Genomic DNA, 16,936 nt, shown 5'->3' with positions numbered 1-16,936 from the left:
GGCGCTGTTCAGGATGCCTTGCGGCACATCAGCCAGCGCAGGTCATGATCGCCAGGCCCCATGCTGCTGGCCCTGTCAAAATCGCCGCGCAGAACACCGGTTTGACCTTCACCCCACTCTTAAGTGAGGGCTGCCACTGGTTTGTTGTTTGGTGGGGACAGCCGTGTTCATCTGACGCTGGACGCCCTGGTGGGCACGTCGCCGGGAAAGCAACACGTCCGATCGGAAAGGATCCCGGCATGACACACAGACGCAGGTACAGACAGCACACCCTTCTGAGCGGCCTTGCACTTGGAGCTGCGATATCGGCTGGTCCGATCCATGCGCAGGATGGTTATCCTCCGCTGGATGTCTTGCTGCAGTCACAGACCACGGTGATCGGGCAGCCGTTCAGCTATCCTGACGGAGCTGCCGAAGTGACCGTGGCCATCGTGACCATGCAGCCCGGCGAGGTAACCGCGTGGCATCTGCACGAAGCACCCTTGATCGCGCATATTCTGGAAGGTGAAATCACGCTGGATTATGGCACTGACGGTATCCGGACCTTCGCGGCAGGCGATACCTTCGTCGAGGCCTTCCGGTCGCGTCATCGCGGCACCAATACCGGCAAGGACATCCTGCGCATCCTGGCGGTCTTCGCCGGGGCGGAGGGGACTGCAAACACCATCCTCGAATAACATATCCGCAGGCGGGCGCAGTCACGGCCTTTCGGCGCCGCAGACCGTTCGGTTCAACGCATTCTGCCCACCGTGAAGGTGGGCAGTGTCGGCCAGTGCGCATCCGCGCAACAACTGGCGCGGGTTTGTCAGGCGGTGGTTTCGTCGGCGTGCAAGCCCAGAAGAACCAGAAGCTGATCCGCCCGCTTGGCATCGAAGGGCTTGGGCAGGAACCCGTTCATGCCTGCAGCGACGCAGGCGTCCTGATCCTTTTGCGTGGTATGGGCGGTCAGGGCGACAACAGGGGCCTTCGCGGACTTGCATGGCAGGGCGCGCAAGCGGCGTGTCGCCTCGAACCCGTCCATCACCGGCATGCTGAGATCCATCAGCACCACGTCGAAATCCGTTTCCATCATCTGGTCCAGGGCATCCTGGCCGCTGGATGCCTCATAGGTCTGGTAGCCACGGCGTTCCATCAGCAACCGGACGACCATGCGGTTCGTCAGGTCATCGTCCACCACGAGCATCTTGCGGTCCATGTTCATACCCATTCTTGTCATGCGTTGTTACGTGATCCCTGCGGGATCGATGTTTCCACCGGGATCCGCGCCACGAAGGTCGATCCCTGGTTCAATTGGCTTGCAAACGAGAGGCTGCCCCCCATCGCGGTCGCGACAGTTTTCGCGATGCACAATCCCATGCCGATCCCCTGGTGATGGCGCGCGAAAGGATTGCTGGCCTGCGCGCCGACCAAGTGGGAAAAAGGCTTGAAGATCTCGGCCTGATCGGCCTCGGCCATGCCGGCGCCGGTATCCCTGACCGAAATCACCAGCGTGGAGCCTGTCCCGTCGATTGCGGTTTCCGTCTGGGCCGAGAACACGACCCCGCCGCGATCGGTGAATTTGACCGCATTGTCCAGCAAGAGCGAAACGACCTGCTCGATCTTGTCACGATCTGCCACAAGCAGCCGCTTCTCGCCGCGCGGCCACGAAAAGTCGAAGGTCAGCCCCTTTGCTTCCGCCCGCTTTGCAAAATCCTTGCACAGGGTCTCAAGCGCAGACCGTGCATCAAAGGGCGCGGGCGAGATCTTCAGTTCGTCCTCGCTGGCCTCGGTAAAGGCAATCATGTTGTCGACGATCCGGCTCAACCGTTTGGCCGATCCATGCGCAACATCCAGATAGCCGCGCAGTTCCGCGTCCTGGGACCTGTCGCTACAGGCCGACAGCATGCCCAGAACACCGTTCAGCGGGGTGCGCAACTCGTGGCTGGCGATCACGATGAATTCGTTCTTGCGCTGGCTTTCCTGTTCTTCCAGGCGCAGCGCCGCACGCAACCTGTGTTCGGACTGGCGCACGGTCGCGATCATTTTCTTGAGCGATTCGTTCAACGTCGACATCTCTCTGGACGACTGCTCCAGGTCGGGCAGTTCGACGTTGTAATTCCCATGCGTGATCTCCTGGCTGGAGCGCGTGAAATGTTCGATCGGCTGCACGATGCGATTAGCCAGACGCCACCCCATGAAGGCCAGGATCAAGGCCGTCAGCAGCGCCACCAGGTAGGATTCCACGAGGCTGGCATGCACCGCCGCAGACAATTCGCTGAGAGGTTGCGGCACCATGACCGCCCACCCGGTTTCCGGCACATAGGTGTAGCCCGCGATCATGTCCTGATCCATCGGCGGGGAATAGAACATCCCCACACCTTCCTTGCGTTCCAGCATCAGTGCGACCACCGAAATGCCAGAGGCATCCATCATGTTGTCTTCGACGGTCCGTGAAGGATGCGCGATCGCCCGTCCCGACGCGTCGAAAATGGCGGAATGGCCATTGTCGCCGAACAGGATCTTCTCCTGCAGTGATTTGATGTAATCCGTCTTGAGGTAGCCGATCGCAAGCGCCCCGTCTGGCAGGTTCAAGCCAAGGACGAAGTATTTCCTGTCGCCAATCCGCTCGAGGTCGGACATCTGAACACCGAAAAGCACGGTGCTGACCCCCTCGCGAAGTTCATCCAGCACCTCTGCACTTGGCAGCGGCGGCACTTGGCCGAAAGCCGAGGTGGTCTGCGCGATGGAATTGTCTGCCCGCACGATCGTGATGGTATCAAGGTCGAATTTGCGCATCATCACATGGCTGCGGGTGACCATGTCTTCCTGGGCCAGATCGGCCTGCAGATAGATGAAGACCTGCGCCACATCATTGATGTAGCGCGACATCGCCAGCGACAGGTTCTGCGCAATCACAAGGTGCTTTTCTTCGGTGCGCTGCACCTCGCCGGACAGGAAGTTCTTGTAGTTCCAGATCTGGATCAGGAAAGCCGAACAGAACAACAGCGTCAGAATCGTCAGGCAGATCTGCCATTTCAGCGAAGCGGGACGGACAAGATCAACCAACCTTGAGAACCGCACCCTCGCGGAGGTTGCAGCAGGTGGTCTCGTGAGGTTTGCGACAGTCTGGCCCATGCTGTTCATATCCGCCTTGGAATTCTGGTTCTGGAGCGTGATCAGAAAGCTCACGATCCTCGGGCAACCGTATCTTACTCAACCAGAAGGACAGCGCCACAAGGGCTGACGCGGTATCAGACTAAAGTCCTATAGCCTTCGGAACATCATTCCGGTCAGCTTGGTGAATTCAGACTTCCAAACGCTGGGCGCTCAATACGATTTCCAGACGATTTGCCGCCGAAAACTTGCCTTTGAGCGCACCGACATAGTGTTTCACGGTCTTTTCGCTGATCGTCAGACGGTCGGCGATCTGCTTGTTGGTCATCCCTTCCATCAGGCATTTGATCACCTGCTCTTCCCGCATGGTCAGGCGCAGCTGTTCAGCCTCGCGGCGGCGCTTTTCGGTGTCGCGCAGATGCGCGAAAAGCTGCATCGCGATTTCCGGCGGCACGAAGTTGTCTCCGGCAAGCGCACGGCGGATGGCAACGCAAAGGTCCATGGGTTCGCTGGTCTGCGTCAGGATGGCCGCCGCGCCCGCATCAAGCGCCTTGACCGCAAAATCAAGAACGCCGCTTTGGCAAAACACCACGATATGGCTGTTTTCACAGGCCTTTCGCACCTTGCCCATCACATTGATCGGCGACGACAGGCCCACGAGGTCCATGACCACGACATCGGGGCAGTTCGCGGCGATCATCGACAACGCCGCATCCGAGAATTCACACGAACCGACAACCTCGAAATCACTCAGGTCGGCCAACGTGTGCTCGATACCCGTCCGAGAGAAGGGTTGATTGCATAAAACGAAAATCTTCTTCACGCGTGGTTCCTTCTGGTAACCCGGGTCAATGATTCAAATTGAGAAAAGAAAGCTTCGGTCGAATGGTGCGCGCTATCCCTCGCGCCGAGTTCCGGCAAAACGCCTTAACAACTCCAGGTTTATTTTTAGCTGCCTGGCGCAATGCCAAGCTTGATTTCCGTTCTCCTGATTCCACCCAAGCCTGCGCCGTGAATTGGCGTCACCCTTGCGCAGAGCCTCTGCAGTAAAGCCCATCGGTTTTAACTTGAAAAAATGAAACCCTGCATTGTTCATTCGCCTGATACCTATCTCTTTGGATAGTACCGCGCCCCGCGCCGCATGCGGGCGAAGGGACGGAAAAGCCCGATCACAGGCTTCATGCCGCGCGATTGTCGACGCTGTCACCGCGCCCCTGCCCCAGGGGCGCATCCTGCCTTCAGACCAAAGTATCAATACAGCTTGGACTTGGCGCTGACGCGTCGGGACGTCGGCAATGGCATACAGGTTTCTCGAACCGGCGTGAAACGAACGCCCGGCGCAGAACCAGTATGGAGAACCCCATGTCGACGAAGCAAACAAAGCAAAGCAGAAAGACTGCACGCATCGCCCGTCTGACAGCAGGAATGCGGTCAGCCTCGCTCTATACGCTGGGCATTTCGGGAATCATCAACATCCTGGCCCTGACCGGGTCGTTCTACATGATGCAGATCTACGATCGCGCCCTGCTCAGCGGCAGCGTGCCGACCCTTGTCCTGATCTCCTTCCTGGCGCTGGGCCTTTTCATGTTCCAGGGCGGGTTCGATGTGATCCGCACCCAGATTCTGCAGCACCTGGGCGCACGGATTGACCGTGACGCGGCACCGGAAATCCACAAGATGACGATGGACATGCCGCGCTATGGCTTCTCCACGGCCGAATCCCTCGAACGCGGGAGGCACGTCGATACGGTGCGCAACTTCGTGGCGGGACCGGGGCTGACGGCGCTGTTCGATCTGCCGTGGATGCCGATTTTCCTGGTGTTCATCTTTGTCCTGCATCCCTACCTGGGGGCCCTGACGGTGGGCGGCGCACTGGTTCTGACAGCATTGGCGATCCTGACCGAAGTTCTCAGCCGCAAGGCCAACCGCGAGGCGCAGCGCGCCGGGATCGAGCGCAACAACGTGGCCGAGGCCAATGTCCGCAACGCCGAAGTGATCAAGGCGATGGGCTTCGGCAAGGCCGCGCTACAGCAGTTCCAGGCCGCCAACGAGGATCACCTCAAGCTGCAGGCCAGCTCCTCCGGGGTGACGCGCACGATCGGCGCGATCTCCAAGGTGCTGCGCATGATCCTGCAGTCCGCCGTGCTGGGTCTGGGTGCCTTCCTGACCATCAAGGGCGAGATGACGGCAGGCTCCATCATCGCGGCCTCGGTCGCCTCGGCGCGGGCGCTGGCACCGATCGACGCCTGTATCGCCAACTGGAAAACCATGATCATGGCGCGCGCCGCCTGGAAGAAGATCGTCGAAACCGTGGGCGCCCTGCCCGATGACGCGGGCCGCATGGCCCTGCCCGATCCCACCCGGCTGTTTTCCGTGGACAATGTCACCGTCGTGGCCCCCGGGTCCGGCAAGGTTCTGCTGTCGGACATCAGCATGATGCTGGAAGCAGGTCAGGCCGTCGGCATCATCGGCCCCAGCGGCGGCGGCAAGACCTCTTTCATGCGTGCCATGGCAGGTGTCTGGCCCGTGCTGCGCGGCCAGGTCCGGCTGGACGGCGCCGATCTGTCCCAGTGGGACGAGGATGCGATCGCGCGCAGCCTTGGATACCTGTCCCAGGAAAGCACACTGTTCGACACCACCATCGCGCGCAACATCGCACGTCTGTCCGATCCCGACCCCGAAAAGGTGATCGCTGCGGCCAAGGCGGCGGGCGTGCATGAAATGATCGTCGCCCTGCCCGATGGTTACGAAACCGGCCTTGGTCCCAACGGGATCAGCCTGTCCGGCGGTCAGCGCCAGCGCATTGCCCTGGCCCGCGCACTCTATAACGATCCGTTCCTGGTGCTGCTGGACGAGCCGAACTCGAACCTCGATGCCGAAGGCGAACGGGCCGTGAGCCTTGCAATCAAGTCGATCAAGGAGCGTGGCGGGATCGTCATCGTGATCGCCCACCGGCCCAGCGCGCTTGAGCATGTCGACTTCGTGGGTGTTGTTCAGGACGGCAAGCTGGCCAAGTTCGGCCCCAAGTCCGAGATCATGCGCGTAAAGCCTGCCCCCACTGTCGCACCGGCGCCTTCTGTCGCGCCCACCCATGCCGCACCGGCAGCCGTGGAATTCAAGGAGACGGGCTCATGATCGAGGCACATGGACGCAACAAGCCCAAGTCCGAGGGCGCCAAACGCCTGAGCGCGATGCAAGCCATCGCCAAGGTCGAGACCGGGTTTTCCAACCGCAAGATCGGCCTTGTCGTGACCGCCGTCATGGGTGTGGTGGCCTATTTCTCAAGCTTTATGGGTCAGGCCCAGGTCTCGTGGGAGGAAGAAGGCCCCCCGGAGGAACCGGATCAGCCCACCACGGTTGCGGCCCCTTTCGATGGGCGGATCGACCGGCAAGAGGCACCTGAAGCCGAAGCGCCCGCCAGGCGCACGGCCGAAGAAGGCGCGCCCGCTGCGCTGCCATCCGCAGCACCCGAGCAGGGCCCTAACTTGTCCGGCGCGGTATCCAACCTGCTGGCCAAGGCAGAGGTGGCGATGCCGCCGGCCCATCCTGTCGGGACCACCCCGTCCGAGCCGTCGCAGCGCATGCCGTCGATGGACAGCATCCCTGGCGGTGCGGGTACCTCTGGCGCGTCTTCTGGCGCGGGCACAGGCGCAGCGCCGGACAGCGCGGACACCGCCGATACCGATGAAACCGGCCCCTCCACGCCGGATCGTCCTGGCAGGCCCGACACGCCCCCACAAACCGAAACACCACCTGCCCCCGATCAGCCGGTGGCGACGGTCGCCGCCGCAGGTCAGGCCCTGTGGGGGACATCGGGCGACGATATCCTGATCGGCAGCCTGCGCGACGATGCGATCAAGTCACTTGACGGCGATGACATCATCGACGGCCAGGACGGCGATGACGTGATCGAAGGCGGGGCCGGGCATGACATGATCATGGGCGGCGCAGGCCGGGACATCCTGTTCGGAAACGAAGGTCAGGACCGGCTTGCCGGTGGCGAAGGCGACGACATCCTTGATGGTGGCGCCGGCGATGACACCCTCATGGACGGTGCGGGCCAGGACCTTGTGTCCGGTGGCGACGGGAATGATCGTCTTGTGATCTCGCGCGATCATGCCGAAGACCTGTTTCAGGGCGATGCCGGCCACGACACCCTGATCCTGAGCGAGGCGCGGCAGGCGTCGATCCTTGATCTTGGCGCCGGCACGGTCAGCCTGGATGGCGGACCGCAGGACCGTTTTCTCGGGATCGAGGCCTTCGCCCTGGGCGGCGCACAGGACACGGTTCTGCTGTCGTCGGCCAGCGCGCAGGACGCCACGCAACCTGTCGTCTTCGAAATCGACAACTTCGGACAGGACGATCTTTTCATCCTGTCAGACGAAGTCACCCTGACCTTCGACGATATCTTCGCACAAGGCCCCACCCAGCACGGGCAGGCAACCGCCGCGACCGGCCAATCCTTCTTCAAGATCACGGATTTCGTGCAGGGCGACAGGGTCGAAGGGGCGGATCATTTGCGGACCGCGCTTGACGGGGCGGAAAACCCGTCCGGTCAGGCGACCGCCCCCCAGACGTCCGAGCTGGAGGCGCGCATCGCGCGCAGCATGGGCGAGGATGCCGATGCGCTGAACACGCATCTGCAATTCGACATGCCTGTCGGGCTGAACATCGAGCGGCGCAAAGTGGCCATCGATATCGACCAGAACGGAACAAGTGACCTTATCGTCGTGGTCTCGACCACCAGCAACCAAGACCTTTTCCCAGACACGATCGTCTGAACACCGGAGTGCAAGACATGACCAAGATGAAGAAAGAACCCGCAAAGACACAGGCCTATTCGATCCGCGGTCAGGTGATCGGCGGCATGGTCCTGGCCGGCCTGCTGGTCGCGGGCGTCATGGGATGGGCCGCAAGGGCCAAGCTGGAAGGTGCCGTCGTGGTCATGGGCGAGGTTGCGATCGAACGCGACCTACGCGTGGTGCAGCACCGTGATGGCGGCATCGTCGGCGAAATCCTGGTGAGCGCCGGGGACATGGTGCAGCGCGGCGATGTTCTGCTGCGTCTGGACGACACCAGCGCACGCACCGAAAAGGCCATCATCCATGGCAAGATCGCCGAGTTTTCGATCCGCAAGGCGCGGCTCGAAGCCGAGCGCGACCTGCAGGCCCAGTTCCTTATGCCGGACAACGTGGCCAGCCTGGAAATCGGTCAGGACAAGCTGAATGCGATCCTTGCCGGTGAACAGCGCATTTTCGAAGGCAACCTCGCGTCCTATCTCAGCCGCAAGGAACAACTGCAGCTTGGCATTCACCAGATCAGGGTCGAAATCCAGGGTCTTGAGGCGCGTCTGGACGCAAAAGAGGACGAAATCCGCCTGGTGTCGGATGAGAACGACCGTATCGTCGATTTGTCCGACAAGCAGCTGACCGTGCGCAATGCCGTCTTTTCCATCCAGCGCGAAAACGTGCGTCTGGCGGGCGAGCACGGAGAGATCCTGTCAGCCGTGGGTCGCGCCCGCAGCCGCATCAGCGAGCTGGAGCTCGAGATCCTGTCGATCGAGGATTCGGCCCGGACCGATGCGCAGCGCGAACTGCGTGAACTGGAAGCACGCCTGACCGAACTCGAGGAGCGTCGACTGGTCGTCGAGGACACACTGGCGCGCACCGTGATCCGCGCACCGATTTCCGGCTATATCAACGACCTGTCCATCAACTCTGTCGGTGGGGTCATCACCCCTGCGGAGATCCTTGCCACCATCATGCCCGAAGATGCCGATCTTGTCTTCGTGGGGCGCGTGCCTGCGGCGCAGATCGAACAGGTCGGCATCGGCAAGAAGGCGCGGCTGCGGTTCTCGGCCTTCGCGCAGAATGAAACGCCGGAACTGAATGGCAAGGTGCACTATGTCTCGGTCGCCGCGACGCCGGATCCCGACATGCCGGGTTTGTCCTATGCGATCCGCGTAAACATTCCCGCCTACGAACTGGACCGCCTTGAGGGCAAGGAATTGCGCCCTGGAATGCCGCTGGAAATCTACCTGACCACCGATGAGCGCACGGCGCTGTCCTATCTGGTCAAGCCTTTCTCGGATCAGGTGGCTCGCGCATTCAAGGAAAGATAAGGCTTCTGCCCATCCCGACACGACACGTCCGGTCAAACCCGGCATGATGAAGTCGCAGCGCCCGGTCATGATCCATGACCGGGCGCTTTGCCTTTCGACAAGCCATCACAGCGGAGCCGCCTGCCGGAAGGGCCGTAAAGCAAATGATTCTGCCGCCCTACCCTTTGGAACAGTGTCAATTGTCGAAAGAGGTGCCTGAAAACAGCCCAAGGGCCCATTCACAACAAATCGTTGCCGCAATCAGACGGCCATATGGCGTCATACCGAGGCGATGGTCGCCACGGCGGGGAAACGGCCCAGGCCATTGCCGGACTGGACGGGATACCAAGCAAACGATCCTATGGAGGGACACAAAATGATTAAATTCTTCAAGAACTTCCGCAAAGATGACTCCGGCGCCGTGACTGTTGACTGGGTCGTGCTGACCGCAGCCGTCGTGGGCCTGACCGTTGCTGCCTATTCCTCGATCGAGACTGGCGCGACCAACCTGACGGCTCAGACCAACACCTTCATGGGCACGCAGAACCCCAACAACTAAGACGCGACACAGTCTGGCATCAAGGCCGTTTCCGCCAAGGCGGAAGCGGCCTTTTGCTTTTGCGACACCCCGCGGGCACAGGGTCCCAGGGGCATTCCTTCCGATCAGATGGCAGTGATCCCGCCTGTCACGCGGATAGCGCAGTATCGGCGGCGTCAAGCCCTGCCCGCGTCGCCGCAAGCAGGACGGTCATGTCGGCATGCAGGCTGGTCAGCTTTTCTCTCTGGCCGCAACGCGCCGCGGTTTCAGCCTTGGCAAGAAGGCCGGACAGGCGCGTCAGACCCACCACCGAGGTCGCACCGGCCACGCTGTGCACATGGTCCGCGATCACCTCGAGGGGCAGGCCCGCATCCAGCATTTTCGGCAATACGCCCTCCAGCTCATCCAGAGCCTGCAGCATGTAGCGAAGCGCGCTTGGCCGGTCCAGCATGTCGCCCAATTGGTCCAGCGCCGTCCGAAGTTCGGGATCCATCGTGCCGTGGTCTTCCCCGCTGTCGGGATCATCCGAAAGCCGGACATCCCAAAGCGCCCCGATGGCCTGCGACAGTTCGGCCGTGTTGACCGGCTTGGTCAGCACGTCATCCATCCCCTTCGCCTTCAGATCACGAAGACGATCATCATCGCTGAAGGCCGTGACACCGATGATCACCGCAGCGCTGGACATGCCGCTAGCACGAATGAGCATGGTCGCTTCACTGCCGTCCATCAGGGGCATGCTGACATCCATCAGGATCACGTCAAACGCCCTTGAAGAGGCCAGCTCGACAGCCTCCAACCCGTTGCGGGCCTGTTCGACACGGTGGCCCATCTTCTGGACCATCTTGCACATCAGCACCACGTTCACGGCGTTGTCGTCGACAACCAGCACATCAAGCGGGTCAAGCTCTTCGCTGTCTTGCGGATCCGCTTGCGGCGCGGGAAGCCGCGCCTGCTGCGCGTCACCGTCTTCGGCCGCCAGTGGCAGCGTGATCTCGAAGCTGAAGGTGCTGCCCTTGCCCGGCACGCTTTGCAATTCCAGTGTGCCCCCCATGCGTGCAACGGCAAGCCGCACGATGGCCAGCCCCAATCCGGTTCCCGCCTCACGCCCCTTGGCCACGGCATCCACCGTCTCGAACTCGGCGAAAATCCGGGCCTGATCTGCCGGATCGATGCCGATCCCCGTATCCGTGACATCGACGCGCAGGCAAACTGCATCCTGCGCAACAGGCTGGAACGCCAGTGAGATCACCACGCGCCCTTGATCCGTGAACTTCAAGGCATTGCCGGCAAGATTGTACAACGCGCGGGAAAAGGCATTCGCCAGACCATGGCAAACCCGGTCCTGGCCCTGTCCATTTATCTCGAGATCAAGGCCGATACCGCGCGCCAGGGCCATCGGCGTCAACTCGCGCAGGATGTCGGCGGCCACGTCAGCCGGGTTGAACGGGACCTCGCCCAACTGGCTCTCGCCCAGGCGCGTGATCTCAAGCACGTCGTTGACCTGCTGCAGGGCGCGATCGCTGCAATCACGCGCGGTCTGCAGCAAGGCGCGCGATTCGCTGTCCAGCGCGCTGTCCTCGATCAGGTCAAGCGAGGCGATCACACCATGCAGCGGCGTGCGCATCTCGTGGCTCATTGTCGCCAGGAACATCGATTTCGCGGCGGCATGCCGCTGTGCCTCGTCCCTGGCTTCCAGCAATTTCTCTTCGGCGGCCACCATTTCGGAAATGTCGCCAATGAAACCGATGATGATGGGCCGACCATCAAGATCGGTATCGCCCACCACCGACACCTCAGCCTTGAACGGAGAGCCATCCATGCGTTTGGCATCCATCCGCATCGGTCCAGTACCCGCGATCAGCCGTTGTCCGGCGGCATCCTTGCTGAACCCGCCCTTGGGCGCATGAAGCCCCTCCGGGCTCATCACATCGTCCAGTTGCCGTCCCACAAGCGCGTCCGAAGGAACACCGAAGATGAGCGAGGCGGCAGGATTCGCCAGTTGAATACGACCCTTCATATCGGTGATCACGATCGCGCTGATAGAGACATCGACGACCTTGGACACAGTATCAAGGGCACGCTGCATCATCACGGTCCGCTCTTCCAGTTCACGCCAGAGACGCAGCGCCAGCATGGCCGAAATGACCATCAACGCCAGCAGGACCACGCTTTGCACCCAGAACTGGTGGAGAAGCGACTGCTCCATCTCGCGCACGCGCTCCGATTGCGCAACGAAGTACTGCAGCGACATCGTGGTCACATCCCGCACGACCGGCCTGAAGGCGGATACCCTTTCTGCAAAGCGCAACAGCGCATCCCTGTCGTTGTCGGCGATCCCGTCGATCTCGGTTGCCAGCGCGTCGCGTGTCATGCTCAGCACGACCAGCAGATCCTGCAGTTGCTGGGGCAACTCTTCGCGTCCAAGCGCGGAAAGCACGGTATCCACCCGACTGTAGAAAATATCGAAACGCAGACGCACCGCCGAAAGGTCGGTGTTTTCGTAAGTCAGCAGTTCCGGATAGACATCCGACAGCAACACCCTGTCGATCGCCAGCTCCACAGCCTTGTGATCCACGTCCAGCTGCGAAATCAACCAGCCCGCATTGTCCGAATCCGACGCCCTGACGGCATCGATCCGATCACGGAACGATTGCGCGCTATAGACCATCGCAAGGCATGACAGCACCAGAAGTGCCAGCAGCGAAAACGCCGTCAACCGGCGGGAACTGTCCTTGCGCAGGACATGGCTGCCTACAATGGCAAACAACGGATCAACCCTGCTGAACCTTGATCTGCGTCAGCTGCCAGATCGAGAAGGAATACACCTCTTCGCTCTGATAGCGGCTGTCCGAATCGAAGGGGAACATCAGCCACAAGGGGCCCTTGTCTCGGATACTGAAGGGCTGGCCATCGATCCGGTTGGCGATAATGGGCACATTCGGCTCGACGATCGCCCGAGGAACTTCGACCTTGTAGTCATTGACCGCCGTCATCATCAGCATGCCATCAACCGCGCCTGCCGCCTCGAGCACCGAGGAAAGCGTCGGACCAGAAAAGGTCGATACCCCGGCGGTCCAGATCGTCGAGGTCATGAATTCGACCTGCGGCAGGGCCATCAGATCCGCATCGCTGAACTGTTTCAGGGACGATCCGTCACCGCGACTATCCACGCTCAGCAATACATCGGAACCGGCCCGGGCAACCGGCCCGACGAACGAGACTACACCGGCTGACGCGGCGTAGCGCAACAAATCTCTGCGAAACATGACTACAAGATCCCTTTTTTCATCCAAGCGCAAAAGTTACCTTTCCTCTTTCAGTCCGACAATAGTATCTTAAGATTTTAAGGATGACTTTGAGACCCGAGCTACTTGACATGTAAAGTTATGCTGGGGATGACCTTACGTGAGCGGTGCAATCCGCCGATACAACCAAAGTGCGATTAGATAGCCGTGTTCTTGTGTTTCGCAAAATCCGCAAAACCTGACTCGATGTCAGTTTCAGACGAGAACAAGACAAGCAAAGCGAGATTAATACAATGGCCAAATCAATCAATCCATTGCAGGACGAGCCCATGACAAGGGTATTGCTTGCGGATGATCACCGCCTGATCGGAGAAGCCGTTGCAACGCTGCTGGCCAATACCGGCAGGTTCTATGTCGAAACGGCGGAAACCTTCGAAGAAGCGGTCGATTGCCTGGCGAATTCAGAGGCGTTCGACATCGTGATGCTGGATCTGCGGATGCCTGGCATGGTCGGGATGGAAAGTGTGCGCAAGATTGTCGATGACGCGGGCAAGGGACAGGTTGTCCTCTTCTCGGCCACTGCGGATCGTCACACGCTGAACCGCGCGATGGAGCTGGGTGTGCGTGGCCTTATCCCCAAGACGATGCCCCTGCAGTCGCTTGTCAGCGTCCTGCGACTGATCGAGTCCGGGCAGAAGTTCGTGCCGACAAGCGCGCTGAACGAAAAGCAGGGCGCGGCAGAACATGAAAAGCTGAACGACGTCGAACTCTATGTTCTGCGTCTTGCCGCAAGCGGCCTGACCAACAAGCACATCGCCAATGACCTTGATCAGAGCGAGACCACGGTGAAGATGCACATGCGGTCGATCTGCAAGAAGCTTGGGGCGAAAAACCGGGCCCATGCGGCCGTGATCGGCCGCGATACGGCCCTGATCGACACCTGACGGCTGACTTTCGCCAGAGCCGCGACAACGCGGCTTCGGCGCAGTTTCTCTACACTGGTTGCAGGTCTGGATTGACCGGGCCTATCCCCTGATCAATGGGTCCATGCACCGCGGCGGTTGGTGGCGAAATTCTCGCCATAGCCGCCCGGTCGAATGTTGGGCTTGCGGGACTTGGGTTCGACCACCACGGCATCGATCCCGTGGGCATCGGCATAATCCACGGCCGCTTCCTTGCTGTGGAAACGTAGCTTGACCTGCGCCTGCGTATCGCCAGAGGATGTCCAGCCCATCAGCGGATCCACTTCCCGCGCTTCGGCCGGAGCGAATTCGAGAACCCAGTCATGGGTCTTGGCCATGCCCGAGGACATCGCGGTCTTGGCTGGCTTGTAGATACGCGCGCGCATGGGATTCCTCCGGTTTGCGGCCCCTATATCGGAGAAAGCTGCGCCAAGGACAAGACCGCAGACCACCGCAGGGCGCGGTTTTTCAGCGCAGATCGATACGAAAGTCGCGGAAAAAGGTAAAAGTCCTGGTTGCCGATGCTTGCGCGGGGAGCGAGGGGTGGGTCGTGCGCAGGCACCGGCAGCCAGGGTCTTCCACTTGCAATTTCAAGGCTAGGAAAACGAATCCATTCCTGCAAGAAATTTCGCACAATGTGTCAGACATTTCTTACACAAAACTGTAAGCTTTTATTTTAAGCATATGAATAGACTACATATTTTATTGGCTGCGGCATTTTTGCAATCCGGCACCTGCGGGGAACCGCCCGACAGGGGTTGAAACAGGCCGCGAAGGCGTCAATCTCTGACCTCTGAAAAGGAATCTCTGCCCATGGCCCAGCCGGTCCTGCATGCCCCCGCACCAGACGTGAAGAACCGCCCCAAGCTCGAGGGCGGGCGCCGCTTCGTCATGAAGACCGAATTCGAGGCCGCAGGCGATCAGCCGCGCGCCATTGCCGAACTGACCGCGGGCGTCCTTTCGGGGGAACGTGATCAGGTGCTGCTGGGCGCCACCGGCACCGGCAAGACCTTCACCATGGCCCGCATCATCGAGGAAACCCAGCGCCCCGCCATCATCCTTGCCCCCAACAAGACGCTGGCGGCCCAGCTTTACGGCGAATTCAAGGGCTTCTTTCCCGACAACGCCGTGGAATACTTCGTCAGCTACTACGACTATTACCAGCCCGAAGCCTATGTGCCCCGGTCCGACACCTATATCGAGAAGGAAAGCCAGATCAACGAGCAGATCGACCGGATGCGCCATTCGGCCACCCGGGCGCTGCTGGAACGCGATGATGTGATCATCGTGGCGTCCGTCTCGTGCATCTACGGTATCGGCTCGGTCGAAACCTATGGCGCGATGACCCAGGACCTGAAGGTGGGCGGCCGCTATGATCTGCGCGCGGTCATCGCCGACCTTGTCGCGCAGCAATACAAGCGCAACGATCAGGCCTTCCAGCGCGGCAGCTTCCGGGTGCGTGGCGACAGCCTCGAGATCTTTCCCGCCCACCTTGAAGACCGCGCCTGGCGGTTGTCCTTCTTTGGCGAGGATCTGGAAAGCATCACCGAATTCGATCCGCTGACCGGCCAGAAGACCGATACCTTCGACCAGATCCGCGTCTATGCGAATTCGCACTACGTGACCCCCAAACCCACGATGCAGCAGGCCGTCATCGGCATCAAGAAAGAGCTGCGCCAGCGGCTGGACATCCTGGTGAACGAGGGCAAGCTGCTGGAGGCGCAGCGGCTGGAGCAGCGCACGAATTTCGACCTGGAAATGCTGGAAGCGACCGGCGTCTGCAACGGCATCGAAAACTATTCGCGCTACCTCACCGGGCGCGCCCCCGGCGAGCCGCCCCCCACCCTGTTCGAATTCATCCCCGACCACGCCATTGTCTTCGCGGATGAATCCCATGTCTCGGTGCCGCAGATCGGCGGCATGTACAAAGGCGACTACCGGCGCAAGTTCACCCTGGCCGAACATGGCTTCCGCCTGCCCTCCTGCATGGACAACCGCCCCCTGAAGTTCGAGGAATGGGACGCGATGCGCCCGCAATCGGTCTTCGTCAGCGCGACCCCCGCGGCGTGGGAGCTGGAACAGGCAGGCGGCGTGTTCACCGAACAGGTGATCCGCCCCACAGGCCTTATCGACCCCGAGATCGAGATCCGCCCCGTCGAAATGCAGGTCGACGACCTGCTGGACGAGGTGCGCAAGGTCGCGGCCAAGGGCTTCCGGACGCTGTGCACCACGCTGACCAAGCGCATGGCCGAGGACCTGACCGAATACATGCACGAACAGGGCATCCGCGTGCGCTACATGCATAGCGACATCGACACGATCGAACGGATCGAGATCCTGCGCGACCTGCGCCTTGGTGCCTTCGACGTGCTGATCGGCATCAACCTGCTGCGCGAAGGTCTGGACATCCCCGAATGCGGCCTGGTGGCCATTCTGGACGCCGACAAGGAAGGGTTCCTGCGATCCGAGACATCGCTGATCCAGACCATCGGCCGCGCTGCGCGCAACGCAGACGGCCGGGTGATCATGTATGCCGACCGGATCACCGGCTCGATGGAACGCGCTATGGGCGAGACGAACCGCCGCCGCGAAAAGCAGATCGCCTACAACATCGAACACGGCATCACGCCGACGACGGTGAAAAAGAACGTCGAGGATATCCTGGCCGGTCTGTACAAGGGCGACGTGGACATGAACCGCGTCACCGCCAAGATCGACAAGCCGCTGGCCGGGGCCAATCTTCAGGCCGTGCTGGAAGGCCTGCGCGCCGATATGCGCAAGGCGGCCGAAAATCTGGAATTCGAAGAAGCCGCCCGCCTGCGCGACGAGGTCAAGCGCCTGGAAGCCGTGGACCTGGCCATCGCCGACGACCCGATGGCGCGCCAATCCGCCATCGATGCCGCGGTCGAGGCCTCGACCGCCTCGCAAGGCCGCTCCACCGCCGGCCGCGGCGGCATGCGCGGCGGCAAGGCACGACCACGGCGGCGCTAGGTCGGAC

Annotated in this window: 13 protein-coding genes; 7 read left to right on the top strand and 6 right to left on the bottom strand. The window is 61.1% G+C overall.

The genetic code is table 11. The features are described from left to right. Nucleotides 1–239 precede the first annotated feature (239 nt). On the top strand, nucleotides 240–677 hold the full coding sequence (locus tag ACMUJL_RS15520) for a cupin domain-containing protein (RefSeq protein ID WP_068290600.1): 438 nt from the start codon (nucleotides 240–242) through the stop codon (nucleotides 675–677). Between the two features lie 128 nt (nucleotides 678–805). On the opposite strand, the gene ACMUJL_RS15515 is transcribed toward ACMUJL_RS15520, so the two are convergent. From ACMUJL_RS15515 to ACMUJL_RS15505, 3 genes are all read right to left on the bottom strand, one after another. Continuing rightward, a complete protein-coding gene (locus tag ACMUJL_RS15515) occupies nucleotides 806–1,195 on the bottom strand; it encodes a response regulator (RefSeq protein ID WP_375573007.1) in 390 nt (129 codons plus the stop codon). A 17-nt stretch (nucleotides 1,196–1,212) separates the two neighbouring features. Continuing rightward, the gene (locus ACMUJL_RS15510; RefSeq protein WP_416914336.1) at nucleotides 1,213–3,045 is read right to left on the bottom strand and encodes an ATP-binding protein; all 1,833 of its coding nucleotides are present in this window, start codon (nucleotides 3,043–3,045) and stop codon (nucleotides 1,213–1,215) included. A gap of 238 nt (nucleotides 3,046–3,283) precedes the next feature. Further along, on the bottom strand, nucleotides 3,284–3,916 hold the full coding sequence (locus ACMUJL_RS15505) for a LuxR C-terminal-related transcriptional regulator (RefSeq protein WP_068290596.1): 633 nt from the start codon (nucleotides 3,914–3,916) through the stop codon (nucleotides 3,284–3,286). A gap of 602 nt (nucleotides 3,917–4,518) precedes the next feature. On the opposite strand from ACMUJL_RS15505, the gene ACMUJL_RS15500 reads away from it, so the two are divergent. The 4 genes from ACMUJL_RS15500 (at nucleotide 4,519) to ACMUJL_RS15485 (ending at nucleotide 9,752) form a co-directional block, all read left to right on the top strand. Continuing rightward, nucleotides 4,519–6,228: a type I secretion system permease/ATPase gene (locus tag ACMUJL_RS15500; protein WP_375573011.1), complete on the top strand. Its 1,710-nt coding sequence runs from the start codon at nucleotides 4,519–4,521 to the stop codon at nucleotides 6,226–6,228. Continuing rightward, on the top strand, nucleotides 6,225–7,874 hold the full coding sequence (locus ACMUJL_RS15495; protein ID WP_375573013.1) for a calcium-binding protein: 1,650 nt from the start codon (nucleotides 6,225–6,227) through the stop codon (nucleotides 7,872–7,874). The genes ACMUJL_RS15500 and ACMUJL_RS15495 overlap by 4 nt, the downstream gene beginning before the upstream one ends. A 17-nt stretch (nucleotides 7,875–7,891) precedes the next feature. After that, nucleotides 7,892–9,214: an HlyD family type I secretion periplasmic adaptor subunit gene (locus ACMUJL_RS15490; RefSeq protein ID WP_068290593.1), complete on the top strand. Its 1,323-nt coding sequence runs from the start codon at nucleotides 7,892–7,894 to the stop codon at nucleotides 9,212–9,214. Nucleotides 9,215–9,569: 355 nt separating this feature from the next. Continuing rightward, the gene (locus tag ACMUJL_RS15485; protein WP_068290591.1) at nucleotides 9,570–9,752 is read left to right on the top strand and encodes a hypothetical protein; all 183 of its coding nucleotides are present in this window, start codon (nucleotides 9,570–9,572) and stop codon (nucleotides 9,750–9,752) included. Between the two features lie 127 nt (nucleotides 9,753–9,879). Here ACMUJL_RS15485 and ACMUJL_RS15480 read toward each other — a convergent pair whose 3' ends face one another. Together ACMUJL_RS15480 and ACMUJL_RS15475 are read right to left on the bottom strand one after the other, a co-directional pair. After that, entirely contained in the window at nucleotides 9,880–12,498 is a 2,619-nt protein-coding gene (locus tag ACMUJL_RS15480; RefSeq protein WP_375573016.1) for an ATP-binding protein, read from the bottom strand. Between the two features lie 4 nt (nucleotides 12,499–12,502). Further along, nucleotides 12,503–12,997 (bottom strand): oxidoreductase, encoded by a 495-nt coding sequence (locus ACMUJL_RS15475; RefSeq protein ID WP_375573018.1) that lies wholly within the window; start codon nucleotides 12,995–12,997, stop codon nucleotides 12,503–12,505. Between the two features lie 308 nt (nucleotides 12,998–13,305). On the opposite strand from ACMUJL_RS15475, the gene ACMUJL_RS15470 reads away from it, so the two are divergent. Beyond that, nucleotides 13,306–13,920 (top strand): response regulator transcription factor, encoded by a 615-nt coding sequence (locus ACMUJL_RS15470; RefSeq protein ID WP_068290623.1) that lies wholly within the window; start codon nucleotides 13,306–13,308, stop codon nucleotides 13,918–13,920. A gap of 92 nt (nucleotides 13,921–14,012) precedes the next feature. On the opposite strand, the gene ACMUJL_RS15465 is transcribed toward ACMUJL_RS15470, so the two are convergent. Next, nucleotides 14,013–14,324 carry an ETC complex I subunit gene (locus ACMUJL_RS15465; protein ID WP_375573020.1) on the bottom strand — a complete coding sequence of 104 codons (312 nt, stop codon included), beginning with the start codon at nucleotides 14,322–14,324 and terminating at the stop codon, nucleotides 14,013–14,015. 427 nt (nucleotides 14,325–14,751) lie between these two features. On the opposite strand from ACMUJL_RS15465, the gene uvrB reads away from it, so the two are divergent. Beyond that, nucleotides 14,752–16,929 carry an excinuclease ABC subunit UvrB gene (gene uvrB / locus ACMUJL_RS15460; protein ID WP_416914334.1) on the top strand — a complete coding sequence of 726 codons (2,178 nt, stop codon included), beginning with the start codon at nucleotides 14,752–14,754 and terminating at the stop codon, nucleotides 16,927–16,929. Nucleotides 16,930–16,936 lie beyond the last annotated feature (7 nt).

This window comes from Seohaeicola sp. (assembly GCF_048006315.1).
Classification (GTDB): Bacteria; Pseudomonadota; Alphaproteobacteria; order Rhodobacterales; family Rhodobacteraceae; genus Seohaeicola.
The sequence above is the reverse complement of the archived record's forward strand: the minus strand, read 5'-3'. Positions and strand labels throughout refer to the sequence as shown.